General features: G+C 73.2%; 11 protein-coding genes and 1 tRNA gene. 4 read left to right on the top strand and 8 right to left on the bottom strand.

Features of this window, described 5'->3' with window-relative positions:
* Window positions 1–31 precede the first annotated feature (31 nt).
* The 4 genes from pucL to uraD (ACL02T_RS14910) are packed head-to-tail and all read right to left on the bottom strand — an operon-like array spanning window position 32 to window position 3532.
* Window positions 32–877 carry a factor-independent urate hydroxylase gene (gene pucL / locus ACL02T_RS14925; protein ID WP_412831310.1) on the bottom strand — a complete coding sequence of 282 codons (846 nt, stop codon included), beginning with the start codon at window positions 875–877 and terminating at the stop codon, window positions 32–34.
* A gap of 2 nt (window positions 878–879) precedes the next feature.
* Entirely contained in the window at window positions 880–1173 is a 294-nt protein-coding gene (locus ACL02T_RS14920; protein ID WP_412831309.1) for a hydroxyisourate hydrolase, read from the bottom strand.
* The gene (gene uraD, locus ACL02T_RS14915; protein WP_412831308.1) at window positions 1170–1658 is read right to left on the bottom strand and encodes a 2-oxo-4-hydroxy-4-carboxy-5-ureidoimidazoline decarboxylase; all 489 of its coding nucleotides are present in this window, start codon (window positions 1656–1658) and stop codon (window positions 1170–1172) included. Before uraD (ACL02T_RS14915) ends, ACL02T_RS14920 begins: the two co-directional genes overlap by 4 nt.
* Window positions 1655–3532, bottom strand: coding sequence for a 2-oxo-4-hydroxy-4-carboxy-5-ureidoimidazoline decarboxylase (gene uraD / locus ACL02T_RS14910; protein ID WP_412831307.1), 1878 nt, complete (start codon window positions 3530–3532; stop codon window positions 1655–1657). The genes uraD (ACL02T_RS14915) and uraD (ACL02T_RS14910) overlap by 4 nt, the downstream gene beginning before the upstream one ends.
* A 265-nt stretch (window positions 3533–3797) precedes the next feature.
* Here uraD (ACL02T_RS14910) and ACL02T_RS14905 point away from each other — a divergent pair, with 265 nt between their 5' ends.
* Together ACL02T_RS14905 and ACL02T_RS14900 are read left to right on the top strand one after the other, a co-directional pair.
* On the top strand, window positions 3798–4397 hold the full coding sequence (locus ACL02T_RS14905; RefSeq protein ID WP_412831306.1) for a molybdopterin-dependent oxidoreductase: 600 nt from the start codon (window positions 3798–3800) through the stop codon (window positions 4395–4397).
* A 12-nt stretch (window positions 4398–4409) separates the two neighbouring features.
* Complete coding sequence (locus tag ACL02T_RS14900) at window positions 4410–4661, top strand: DUF6510 family protein (RefSeq protein WP_412831305.1); 252 nt, start codon at window positions 4410–4412, stop codon at window positions 4659–4661.
* 263 nt (window positions 4662–4924) lie between these two features.
* Here the strand turns inward: ACL02T_RS14900 and ACL02T_RS14895 are convergent, their stop codons facing one another.
* The 4 genes from ACL02T_RS14895 to ACL02T_RS14880 all read right to left on the bottom strand — a co-directional run bounded on the left by ACL02T_RS14895 (window position 4925) and on the right by ACL02T_RS14880 (window position 7910).
* Window positions 4925–5854: a collagen-like domain-containing protein gene (locus ACL02T_RS14895; protein ID WP_412831304.1), complete on the bottom strand. Its 930-nt coding sequence runs from the start codon at window positions 5852–5854 to the stop codon at window positions 4925–4927.
* Window positions 5855–6598: 744 nt separating this feature from the next.
* Window positions 6599–6952 carry a nuclear transport factor 2 family protein gene (locus ACL02T_RS14890; RefSeq protein ID WP_412831303.1) on the bottom strand — a complete coding sequence of 118 codons (354 nt, stop codon included), beginning with the start codon at window positions 6950–6952 and terminating at the stop codon, window positions 6599–6601.
* 129 nt (window positions 6953–7081) lie between these two features.
* Window positions 7082–7636 carry a dihydrofolate reductase family protein gene (locus tag ACL02T_RS14885; protein ID WP_412831302.1) on the bottom strand — a complete coding sequence of 185 codons (555 nt, stop codon included), beginning with the start codon at window positions 7634–7636 and terminating at the stop codon, window positions 7082–7084.
* Window positions 7637–7836: 200 nt separating this feature from the next.
* A tRNA-Arg gene (locus tag ACL02T_RS14880) sits at window positions 7837–7910 on the bottom strand.
* Between the two features lie 173 nt (window positions 7911–8083).
* Between ACL02T_RS14880 and ACL02T_RS14875 the strand changes: the two genes are divergently transcribed.
* The gene (locus tag ACL02T_RS14875; protein WP_412831301.1) at window positions 8084–8872 is read left to right on the top strand and encodes a PP2C family protein-serine/threonine phosphatase; all 789 of its coding nucleotides are present in this window, start codon (window positions 8084–8086) and stop codon (window positions 8870–8872) included.
* Window positions 8873–9134: 262 nt separating this feature from the next.
* Entirely contained in the window at window positions 9135–11312 is a 2178-nt protein-coding gene (locus ACL02T_RS14870; RefSeq protein ID WP_412831300.1) for a bifunctional copper resistance protein CopD/cytochrome c oxidase assembly protein, read from the top strand.
* The last annotated feature ends 369 nt before the right edge of the window (window positions 11313–11681 follow it).

Raw genomic sequence — 11681 nt, 5'->3', positions numbered from 1 at the left:
GTCTCCGCGCGTTATGGAACCATGGTGCGGGTCAGTCGCGGGTGATGGTGGCCTGGATGAGGCCGTAGGGGCGGTCGGCGGCGTGGAAGACCTCGTTGGGGTTCTCCAGGCCGAACGGCGCCAGGTCCACCACGAAGTGGTGCTTGTTGGGCGCGGAGAGCGAGATCTCGGCGATCTCCGGGTGCGCCTCCAGCACGGCCTTCCCCATCTCCCACAGCGTCTGCTGCAGCGCGAGGGAGTGCACGGTGGCGAAGCGCTCGAGGAGGATCCGCCGGACGTCGGCCCAGGTCTTGTCCCAGTCGATCTCCGTGCCGGCGTAGGCCCACTCCGCGACGAGCGAGGTGGACATGATCCGGTCGTGGGTCTCCTGCAGGGTCGTGTAGGGGTCGGTGAGGAAGCCGGCGAACTCCGAGCCGGTGGACTTGAGCAGGACCAGGTCCCGCAGCCCGGAGACCACGCGCTCACCGTCGCCGGAGACCTCCACGACCGTCGTCCGGATCTCCGACTCCCGGCGCACCCACGTGTGGTCGTGCCCGCGCCCGTCGACCGGCACCCGCTCCCAGGTGTGCTCGTCGACCGCGATCCGCGCCCCGGACACCGGCTCGACGTCGGCGACGAAGTGCCGCGCCAGCGTGAGCGCGTAGTCCTCGATCTCGCGCAGGCCCTTCTCCTTGGCGTACGCGTAGCAGGTGTTCTTCTGCGTGTCGGTCGGCAGCACCCGGGCCTGGTCGCCCCGCAGGTGCGCGTCGGTGAAGTCGCCGCGCAGCGCGGTCGTCACGGTGACGTCGCGGATCTCGTGCCGCGGCGAGTCGCGGTAGATCCGGACGACCCGGTTCTCCGCCTTGCCGTAGTCGTTGGCACCCAGCCTGATTCCCATGTCTAGCTCCCGCGGTAGGTCGAGTAGGCGAACGGGGACAGCAGCAGCGGTACGTGGTGGTGCCGCCCCGGGTCGGTCACGGTGAAGGTCACCGTGACCTCGGGGTAGAAGTCGGACCGGTCGCCCGTGGCGAAGGTCAGGGTGTGCACGCCGGGGCCGGGCCCGGTGAACCGGCCCCGGCCGTCGGCGTCGGTGGTCAGCCGGTCGCGCTCGCGGCCGTCGGTGCGCAGCACGACGGTCATCCCGGCGGCGGGGGTGCCCGTCGTCGCGTCGAGGACGTGGGTGGACAGCGTCATGCCCCGAACACCCGCCCCAGCCGGAGCCGGTTGATCGCGGCCAGCTCCGCGAGCGCCACGCTGCGCTCGGTCGCGGGGTCGTTGCCCAGCCTGGCCCGCAGGGTGGCGAGCAGGTCCTCGGCGTCACGACCGCTGGCACAGACCAGGTAGACGTGCCCGAAGCGCTCCTCGTAGGCCCGGTTGCCCTCGGCGAGCGCGTCGAGGACCGGCGTCGGCGCCCCGGCGACCGCGCCCTGCTCGCGACGGGCCGTGCCCCGCGCGGAGCGGTCGCCGATGCGCGGGTGGCCGGCCAGGGCGGCGTCGAGGTCCGCCTCGGTGAGCGCCGCCGCGGCCGCCGACTGCAGCGCCGCGAGGCTGCCGTAGGGCCGCCCGGCGACGACCTGCCGCGCCCATCGCGGGGCCGCGCAGACCTCGCGGAGCAGCTCCTCGGCGCGGGCGGCGGGCAGGTCGTCGAAGGCCCCGACGGTCAGGGCGACGGCCGTCATCGGGCGCCCGATCCGAAGGCCCCGGCACGCGCCGTCGCGATCGGGTTGGCCTCGGCGACCAGGTCCTCGAAGCGGCGGTTGGCCACCTTGGCGATCTCGATCAACGCGGCCGCGTGCTCCTGGGCGGGGGAGTTGCCCAGCCGGCGCCGGCCCTCGCGCAGGATCGCCTCGCGGTCCGGGTGCTCGCGGACGCACACGATCAGCGGGATCCCGAAGCGCTCGCGGTAGGCCGCAGCGAGCTCGGCGAACTCGGTGCGGTCGTCGTCGGAGAGCCGGGTCAGGCCGGCCGACGCCTGGTCCTCGCGGGAGTCGTCGCCCTCCTCACCGTCCGCGACGCGGTCGCCGCCGAGGTCGGGGTAGGCGGCCATGAGGGCGCGCTGCTCCTCGCGCGGCGCCGCGAACAGGGCCTCCTGGAACGCGGTGCGCAGGGCCGCTGTGTCGGCGAACGGCTTGCGGTCGTAGGCCCGGCCGACGACGTCCGTCGGGCCCTGGAACAGCCGGCCGAAGGCGGCGATGAACTCGTCGCGGCTCATCCGGTTCACCTGGTCGAGCCGGATCGTCGGGGTGCCCGGCGCACCGGCGACGGCGGGGCCGAAGTCCTTGCCGACGTGGTGGAACACGAGGTTGAGCAGGATCGCCGTGATGCTGCCCAGGGTGATCCCGGAGCCGAACACGATCTGCGCCCAGGCGGGCAGGGCCTTCGCGACGTCGGGCTGGGCGGTCACGAACATCGCCAGCCCCAGGCTGGTCCCGACGATCACGACGTTGCGGTGGTCGTGGAAGTCGACGCGGGACAGCGTCTGGATGCCGACGACGGCCACGGTCGCGAACATCGCCAGGGCCGCGCCGCCGAGCACCGGGTGCGGGATGCCCGCGACGACCGCGCCGGCCTTGGGGATCAGCCCGATGAGGATCATGAACGCGCCCGCGGCGGCGACGACGTACCGGCTCTTGACGCGGGTGAGCCGGACCAGCCCGACGTTCTCGGCGAAGCAGGTGTACGGGAAGGAGTTGAGGACGCCGCCGATGGTGGTGGCCAGGCCGTCGGCCCGCAGCGCCCGGGCGATGTCCTCGCGGCCGACCCGCTTGTCCACGATCTCGCCGGTGGCGAAGACGTCGCCGGTGGTCTCGACGGCGGTGATCAGCATCACGACGATCATCGAGACGATCGCGGCGCCGGCGAACTTCGGCCAGCCGAAGTAGAAGGGCGTGGTCACGCCGAACCAGGAGGACTCGCCGACGGACGCGAACGACGCGTCGCCCAGCAGCCAGGCCACGCCCGTGCCCAGGACCAGCCCGATCAGAACGGCGACGGTGGCGGTGAACCCGCGGAACACCCGCTGGATCACGACGATGACGGCGAGCGTGCCGAGGGCGTAGGCCAGGTTGCGGGCGCTGGTGGGGTCGGGCGCGGAGCCTCCGCCGACGGCGTCCTGCGCGGCGACCGGCAGCAGCGCGAGGCCGATGATCGTGATGACCGTGCCGGTGACCACCGGGGGGAAGAAGCGGATCAACTTGCTGAACCACGGGGCGATGAGGAAGGTGAACAGGCCGGCGACGATCACGGCACCGTAGATCACCAGCAGGCCGTCGGTGCCGCCGCCCGCCGCGAGCCCGATCGCGATCATCGGCGACACCGCGGTGAACGTGACGCCCTGCAGCAGCGGCAGCCGCACACCGATCTTCCAGAACCCGACGGACTGGATGATCGACGCGATCCCGCAGGTGAAGAGGTCGGCATTGATCAGGTGGATGAGCTCGCGCTCCGACAGGCCGATCGCGCCGGCCAGCAGGATCGGCACGATGACGGCGCCGGCGTAGAAGGCGAGCACGTGCTGCACGCCGTAGACGGCGAGCTTGCCGGCAGGCAGCACCTCGTCGACCGGGTGCGGCCTGCGGCCTGGCTGACGCGGACGGGATCGGGCGGTAGCGCGCACGGGCACCTCGCAGGGGGTGGTGTGGGACGCGTCATACCTTCCGTGCCCGGTCCGGTCTCCGGCAGGCACCGCGAGCACGAACGCGTGCCGTCCCCGGCGGGCGCCTTTGTGCGATCCGACAGGTGGGCCCTTGGTACGAACGCGCGATGTGGCGGGCCCGCCCACCCGCCATGCTCGGGTGCTCCGAGGGAAGGGGCGGGCGATGGCTGTGGTGTCGCGGGGGTTCCACGGGCGCGGGCGGCGGGACGGGCGGCTGCCACCGGGTCAGCGGGACATCGGGGACGGGTTCCCGGTGCTCACCGCCGGGCCGACCCCGCACACCCCGCTCGACGAGTGGGACTTCGTGGTGCAGGGGGAGGTCGACGGGCTGCACCGGTGGACGTGGGAGGAGTTCCGGGCCCTGCCGCACGAGCCGGTCACGGTCGACATCCACTGCGTGACCAGCTGGTCCAAGTTCGACACGCGCTGGTCCGGGGTTTCGGTCGACACCGTGCTCGAGGGTGTCGAGACGGCGGCGGAGTACGTCGTCGCCTTCTCCGACGGCGGCTACACCTCCAACCTCCCGCTCGAGGACCTGACCGGCGGACAGGCGTGGGTCGTCGACACCTACTCCGACGAGCCGCTGGCACCCGAGCACGGCGGGCCCGCGCGGCTGCTCGTGCCGCACCTGTACTTCTGGAAGTCGGCGAAGTGGGTGCGGGGGCTGGCGCTCACGTCGTTCGACGAGCCCGGCTTCTGGGAGACCTTCGGCTACCACACCTACGGCGATCCGTGGCGCGAGCAGCGCTACGCCGGAGACTGAGGGGACCGACCCATGACGACCACGCTCGACGACCTGCGCGGCCTCTTCGCGCTCGACCTCACCGACGCCGTCCTCACCTGCGGCGGCTGCGGGGCGAGCACCGAGCTGCGTGAGCACGACCTGTACCCCGACGCTCCCGCGCTGGTGGTGCGCTGCCCGTCCTGCACGGCCGTCGTGCTGCGGTTCGGGACCGGCGGCGGACGGGTGCGGCTCGATCTCTCCGGGACGCGTCTGCTCACGGTCACCGCGCCCTCCGCGGGCTGACCGGCGTGCTCTCGGCACGAGTTCGTCGAGCAGTTCTCGGGCCGGACCTGCCGTGGGACTCCGCTCGCGGTCCCTGCAGCCGCGGCTGATCGAGCCGGTCGAGATCGGCGACCCCGACCGGCTCCGACCCGCCCGTGGCAGGGCGTTCTGCCGGCCCGGGCCGCAGCTCCGTGCTGTCGAACTCCCGCTGCGGGTCCGTGCGAGGGCGCGCCCGGGCCGGAGCAGGTCGCCGACGTCGACGGAGGCGAGAAGGGTGACCTCGATCAGGTCGACGAGCGCACGTCGCCCGGCCTGGCCGGGGCGCGGTCCGCGGGGGCGTCGGTGTCGGTGTCGGTGTCGGTGTCGACGATCACGCGCAGGATCAGGCCTCCCTGCAACTTGACGATCCGGGAGGTCAGCGTCGCCAGGTAGCGGGCGCCCTCGCGGGGGTCGAGCACCGTCCGTGGGCGGATGTTCAACGCGGCCTCCTTGACCTTGCCCGCGAGCTCGACCGGGCTGGGCCGGTACAGCCTGGCCGGCCCGGTCCGACCCTGGGGGCCCTGAACCCCGGGCAGCCCGGCCGGGCCGGGCGGCCCCTGCTCACCCTGCGGGCCCTGGGGTCCGCGGACGCCGGGAGCACCCTTCTCGCCGCCATCGCCCTGCGGGCCCTGCAGACCGCGCGGTCCCTTCTCGCCGGCCTCCCCGACCACGCCTCGCGGGCCCGGGGCGCCGGACAAACCCCGCTCGCCCTGGGGCCCCCGTTCTCCCGCGTCGCCGGGCAGGCCGACGGGTCCGGCCGGGCCCTGCTCTCCCTGCTCGCCGGGAAGGCCGGTGGAACCCGGGAGGCCCTGCTCGCCCTGCGGGCCGGTCGGCCCCTGGGGGCCCTGCTCGCCCAGCGGCCCGCGCGGGCCCAGTTCTCCCTGCTCGCCGGGAAGGCCGGTGGAACCCGGGAGGCCCTGCTCGCCCTGCGGGCCGGTCGGCCCCTGGGGGCCCTGCTCCCCGGGCGGTCCGACCGGACCCGGGAGGCCGGTGTCACCGCGCTCGCCGACGGGGCCCTCGGGACCCGCTGGTCCCTTCGGACCGCGATCGCCCGGCTCACCGGGGGGGCCGGCCGGTCCCTGGGGGCCCTTGTCCCCGCGCTCGCCGATCGGCCCCGCCGGCCCGGTCGAGCCCTTCGGCCGGCGGTCGCCCTGCTCGCGGGCGCGGCGGCTCACGCGATCGCGGTCGGCCTCGGCGACAGGGACACCGACCGGTGTCACCTCGGGCTCGCTCGGCGGGCCGCTGACCGGCCGGGCGGCCTTCGGTCTGGTGGCGGCCGGCGGGCGCCTCGTCCTCGCCGGATTCGGATTCGTGGTCGTCGGCTCCTGAGCCATGGTGCGCTTCCCCTCTCGACGGTGATCCCTGCGGTGGTGCATCCGCCCGGCCGCGCGGACCCGGGACGCACCGGACTGCTCGACGGTCCGGCCGCTGCTCGACCATGGGCCCGGCCTCTACGAGCGAGGCCGGACGGGTCCGGAGCTACCCCCGCGCTTCCGCGACCACACCCCTGATGCGGACCACCGGTTCGACGATCACGGCGCACTCCTGCGTCGGTCGCACTCCGGCCTCACCGTCTGCCGCACACCGGTGGCCGAGACGGTCGAGGGCGGGCTCGCCCCGGCGACCACCGAGCGGTTCGTGCGTGAGGCAGGTCATGCACGGCTCGCCGGGGCCCGGTCGCCCTTCCGCCGCCCGGTAGGCCCGGCTTCGTCCGGTACCGCCCAGCTGCGAGCCGACGATCTCCTCGATCGTCCACCGACGAAGGGACCCCTCCCCGTGGTGGTGGGTCAGCGAGGTGTGGAGGGCCTGACGGTGGCCGGCGACGTGGTAGGGCCACCAGTCGTCGCCGAGGGGCTTCGACTCGAGGCTGGGAGGGGACGGCACCGCCGGTGTACTGGAGGCGGCCCGGATGGGCGCGGTCACCCCTTCACGTAGGAGAGGATCTCGGCGACCTTCCCGTCACGGACTCGAACGACGTCGACTCCTCGGACATGTCCGCGATCGAAGCGGCAGGTCCAGCGCACCGTCGCACGGTCGCCGGCGGCGAGCATCTCCTCGCCGTCGAAGACCGGGGAGGAGCCGAGGAAGTCCGCCATTGCCTGCCGCACCGCCGCCTGGCCTTCGTAGCGGTGCCCGTCTGGGGCCGGCGCGAAGGACTCCCAGACGCAGTCCTCGGTCAGGGCCGCCATGAAGGCGTCGATGTCACCGCGGTCAAATGCAGCATCGAGCCGCTCGACGGCCTCGATCGTTGCGCGGGTCGTCTCGTCGTCCACGTCGTCCCCCGAGGTTGCGGTGCGGTCCGTGCACGGAGGGATGCGGGTCCCGGTCGCGCCGAGTTGACTCGGTTGCTCCAGTGTGCGGCGTGGCGCCCTGGGACGTCACTTCCGCACACCCGTGCTCCGTCACACCGTCCTCTCGTAGCGCAGGTACACGATGCCGGCGCGGAAGGCGCGCTGCTCGACCAGCCGCAGCCGAAGGTCGGCGCCGAGCGGGAAGTACGGCTTGCCGCCGCCGACGACGGCCGGCACCACACTCGGGCGGAACTCGTCGATCAGGTCCAGCAGCGATGCGGCCAGACCGGCGCCGCCGACGGCCAGGTCGCCGTCGGTCTCCTTCTTGAGCCGGACCACCTCGTCGACCGCGTCGGCGCGGCGCACCAGCCGGCACCCGGGTGCGACCGACTCCAGCGAGTCGGAGAACACGATCCGCGGCGTCGCGACGTACTCGCGGGCGAATTCCGCCTCCACCTCGGACCCGTTCGCCCGCTCCGGTGCCGTCCAGTACTCCTCCATGACCTCGTAGAGGCCGCGGCCGAACAGGAATGCCGCGGTATCGCGGGTCTGCTGGTTGGCGAAGCGGTGCACCTCCTCGTCTGGCTCGGAGAAGGCGATGCCGCCGGTCGGGTCCTCGATGTAGCCGTCGAGGGAGATGCTCATCGCGTAGCTGAGAGTGCCCATGGGGAGGTAGACCGCCCGGCGCACCCGAACTCACCGTCAGCGGGGTGCGGTGTCTCGAACCCCGACCCGCGGCAGCCGTGGTTCGACGGGGACCTTGTCGCGTCGACATCGAGGCCTCCCGAGCAGCCGCCCTGGGGCGACGGCGGCGATGCTCGCCCACGTGGCGTGCCCGGGCAGCGGTCCATGCCCCCTGACGTGCGTGCCCCCGGCAGGATTCGAACCTGCGACCCAGAGATTAGAAGGCTCTTGCTCTGTCCAGCTGAGCTACGAGGGCGTGGGGCCCGGAGGCCACCGCCGACGAGGGTAACGGCTCGGGCCGCGGTGGACGTCCGCCGCCGCCCGTCCGTGCGACCCGGCGGTCGCGGAGCCACCCGTTGCGCGACGTCACCCGTCCGTTTCGCGGTGTCCGCCCTCACGCCGCGGGGGCACGAGATCCATACTGGGTGCATGGCACTGGGACTGCGCTCCGCGATCGGCTCGGACGTCGGCCGCCGGCGCACCGCGAACGAGGACTCCGGCGCGGCCGGGGACCGCCTGCTCGTCGTCGCCGACGGCATGGGCGGCCACGCGCACGGGGAGCTCGCGAGTGCGCTCACCGTGGCGGCGATGCTGGAGCTGGACGAGCGCCTGCCCCGGGACCTCGCGTCGGTCGATCTGCTCGCCGAGCTCGCCACCGCGGTCGACGAGGCGTCGGAGCGGCTCGCCGAGCACGCCCGCAAGGAGCCGGACACCCAAGGGATGGGCACGACGGTCGTCGCGCTGGTGTTCGACGGGACCCGGCTCGGCCTCGCGCACGTGGGCGACTCGCGGATCTACCGCTGCCGCGCCGGCGAGCTGCTCCAGCTCACCCGCGACCACACCATGGTCCAGCAGCTCGTCGACGAGGGGCAGATCACGCCGGAGGAGGCGCTCGTCCACCCTCGGCGTTCCGTCCTCATGCGGGCGCTGAGCACCGAGCACCCGGTCGAGGCGGACCTCGAGTTCCTCGAGCCCGAGCAGGGGGACCGCTATCTGCTGTGCTCGGACGGGGTGACGGCGGTGCTGCCGGACAAGGCGATCGAGGACCTGATGGCCGCGCCCACCGAGCCCGGGGTCGTCGTCGAGCAGCTGATCACCCTGGCCAACGAGGGCGGGGGACCTGACAACATCACGTGCATCGTGGCCGACGTCGTCGACGAGGGCGAGGCCGGAGCGCAGGGTGTCCGGGTCGTGGGAGCGGCCTCGGACCTGCGCTGACGTCGGGTCGCCGGGGTTCGAGCGGCCTTGTCGCGCACCGCACGGCCCACCGGGGGCTCGAGCCGTCGGCGACGTCCCGGACGGCGCGGTCTCGAGCACGCCGAACGGGAGCAGCACGGCAGCGATCGGGCCAGGCTCGTCGAGCCCGGTCCTCCGGGTCGGACGACGCGGCCTCGGTGTCGGTCTGGGAGGTCCGTCACCACCAACGGTTCGCAGCCGGGACGCGGCGGAATCGGTCGTCGTGCGGGCATAGCCTGATGGCATGGCGCAGACGACCGCCGACCCCGCCCCGTCGACGCCGGCCCACCCGCCGTCGGGCGTCGGCGGCCTGGTGGGACTCGGCATCGCCGTGGCGGTCCTCGTCGCGGCAGGGCTCACGGCCCTCACCGGGGCCCGGCCCGTCGAGAACCTCGGCCTGCCCGACCCGGGCACGCTGACCACGATCGGGCTTCCGGCGGTCCGTGCGGCGGCCGAGGTGTGCGCCGTGCTGGCGATCGGGTTCCTGCTCCTCGCGGCGTTCTTCGTGGCGCCGCAACGCAGCGGGTACCTGGATGTCGCGGGCTATCGCGGGGTGCGGGCCGCCTCCTACGCCGCCGCGGGCTGGGCGGCCGCCGCCCTCCTGCTGGTCCCGCTGAGCGCGGCCGACGCCCTGGGCAGGCCGCTGGTCGAGGTGCTCGACCCCGAGCTCCTCGTCGCCGTCATCCCCAGGCTCACGGACGCGATGGCCTGGCTGTTGACCGCGATCGTCGCGCTGCTGCTCCTGGTGGCCTGCCGCCTCGTGCTCTCCTGGGGATGGACGGTGGTGACGTTCGGGCTCGCGCTGCTCGGCCCGCTGCCGGTCGCGCTGACCGGACACTCCGCAGCAGGCGGCTCCCACGACGTCGCGACGAACAGCCTCGTGCTGCACGTGCTGGCCGCCTCGCTGTGGATCGGTGGCCTGGTGGCGGTGCTCTCGCTCGCGGCGGCCACGGCGGACGGCGACCCGGGAACGGTCGGGGTGGCCGTGCGTCGGTTCTCGCGGGTGGCCTTCTGGTGCTGGCTGGTGCTGGCGACGACGGGGGTGCTCAACGCGCTCGTCCGGGTCCCGCCGGCGGACCTCCTCGGTTCCGCCTACGGCGCGCTGTTGCTCGGGAAGACCGCGGCTCTGCTCGTGCTCGGGGGGCTGGGTCTCCTGCACCGCAGGCACACGGTCGACGCCGCGGCACGGGGGGAACGCGGGGCGCTCCTGCGACTCGGCGCGGTCGAGGTGCTGCTCATGTTGTCCACGATCGGGCTCGCGGTGGCGCTGGGGCGCACCGCGCCACCCACGGCGGAGGCGGCTCCGCCGTCGCGGACCGAGGTCGTGATCGGGTACGACCTCGACGGACCACCCACCCTGGCGAGGCTCGCCCTCGACTGGCGCTTCGACCTGTTCTTCGGCACCGCGGCCCTGCTGATGGCCGCGCTCTACCTGCTCGGTGTGCGACGACTGCGTGCCCGGGGGGACAGCTGGGGGCCGGGGCGGACGGCGGCGTGGCTGTGCGGGTGCGCCGTGCTCCTGATCGCCACGAGCTCCGGGCTGGGGAGGTACGCACCTGCGATGTTCAGCGTGCACATGGGCACCCACATGATCCTCTCGATGCTCACGCCCATCCTGCTCGTGCTGGGAGCGCCCGTCACCCTGATGCTGAGGGCAGTGCCGGTTGCGGGACGGGGCAACCCACCGGGCCCCCGGGAGTGGCTGCTCGCCGCGGTGCACTCGCCGGTCGCGAGGTTCGTGACGCATCCGCTGTTCTCCCTGCCGGTGTTCGTCGGCTCGTACTACGCGCTGTACTTCTCCGACCTGTTCGGGTGGGCGCTGACCGAGCACTGGGCCCACGTGGCGATGAACCTGCACTTCCTGCTCGCCGGCCTGATCTTCTTCTGGCCCGTGATCGGGGTCGATCCCTCGCCGCGGCGGCTGCCGCCGGTGGTGCGGCTCGCGGTCGTGTTCATCTCCGTGCCCTTCCACGCGTTCTTCGGCGTCGCGCTCATGGGGGCCGACACCGTGATCGGCGAGACCTTCTACCGCTCGCTGGCTCTGCCCTGGGTCACCGATCCGCTCGTGGACCAGAAGCTCGGCGGCGGCCTCGCCTGGGCGTCCGGCGAGGTGCCCCTGCTCCTGGTGATCATCGCGTTGCTCGTCCAGTGGGCTCGCCACGACGAGCGGTCGGCCAGGCGCGATGATCGTCGCGCGGACACAGACGGCGATGCGGAGCTCAAGGCCTACAACGAGATGCTGGGCCGCTTGGCCCGCGGAAGGGCGCCGTCGAGCGCGTCCGAAAAAGTTTCGGGCGATCGCGGGAGCGGAGTGGTGCACGACGAACGACGAGTGGAGGGCGCCCCAGCCGCTCCCGGAGCGGCCGACGCGACGGCCATCAGCGCAGGTGAGCGGTGTCCGGACGACCCGCCGAGGGGGTGACCGTTCGTCGCGGAGCTGTCTTCCGCCGGGTTCGACGAGAACCGCCGTCTTCGCAGGTCAAGAGGCAGATGGGGGGCCGATTTGACCACCCCCGGAGGCCTTGGTGTAACTTTCTCCTCGTCGCCGCGGCGAGCGGGAAGACGGATCGGGCCGGATCTCCGGGCCGGGTCGAGCTCGCCAGAGGGTGACGGCCTCCGCGGTGGCGATCCCTCTCGGATCGGTGCGTGGGGGAAGTTGGACGGGTGTTGGGGGTTGCCCCGGCGGCTCGGACGACGTAATATGAGAGAGTTGCCTCCGGCCCGATCGGGCGTGGTAGGCTCTCGGACAGAGTGAGTGACAACGCCCCGGACGGATCCGTGAGGTTCCTCG

Origin of the sequence: Pseudonocardia oceanicola (assembly GCF_047200735.1) — a bacterium.
In the GTDB taxonomy this organism is placed as follows: Bacteria; Actinomycetota; Actinomycetes; order Mycobacteriales; family Pseudonocardiaceae; genus Pseudonocardia.
This window is presented reverse-complemented; position numbering and strand designations above follow the sequence as displayed.

Bases quoted from the DNA above. Each gene is read 5' to 3' on its own strand.
- ACL02T_RS14905 (WP_412831306.1), top strand. From the start codon at position 3,798: ATGGCTGTGGTGTCGCGGGGGTTCCACGGGCGCGGGCGGCGGGACGGG.
- uraD (WP_412831308.1), bottom strand. From the start codon at position 1,658: ATGACGGCCGTCGCCCTGACCGTCGGGGCCTTCGACGACCTGCCCGCC.
- ACL02T_RS14885 (WP_412831302.1), bottom strand. From the start codon at position 7,636: ATGGGCACTCTCAGCTACGCGATGAGCATCTCCCTCGACGGCTACATC.
- ACL02T_RS14875 (WP_412831301.1), top strand. From the start codon at position 8,084: ATGGCACTGGGACTGCGCTCCGCGATCGGCTCGGACGTCGGCCGCCGG.
- ACL02T_RS14920 (WP_412831309.1), bottom strand. From the start codon at position 1,173: ATGACGCTGTCCACCCACGTCCTCGACGCGACGACGGGCACCCCCGCC.
- ACL02T_RS14870 (WP_412831300.1), top strand. From the start codon at position 9,135: ATGGCGCAGACGACCGCCGACCCCGCCCCGTCGACGCCGGCCCACCCG.
- pucL (WP_412831310.1), bottom strand. From the start codon at position 877: ATGGGAATCAGGCTGGGTGCCAACGACTACGGCAAGGCGGAGAACCGG.
- ACL02T_RS14900 (WP_412831305.1), top strand. From the start codon at position 4,410: ATGACGACCACGCTCGACGACCTGCGCGGCCTCTTCGCGCTCGACCTC.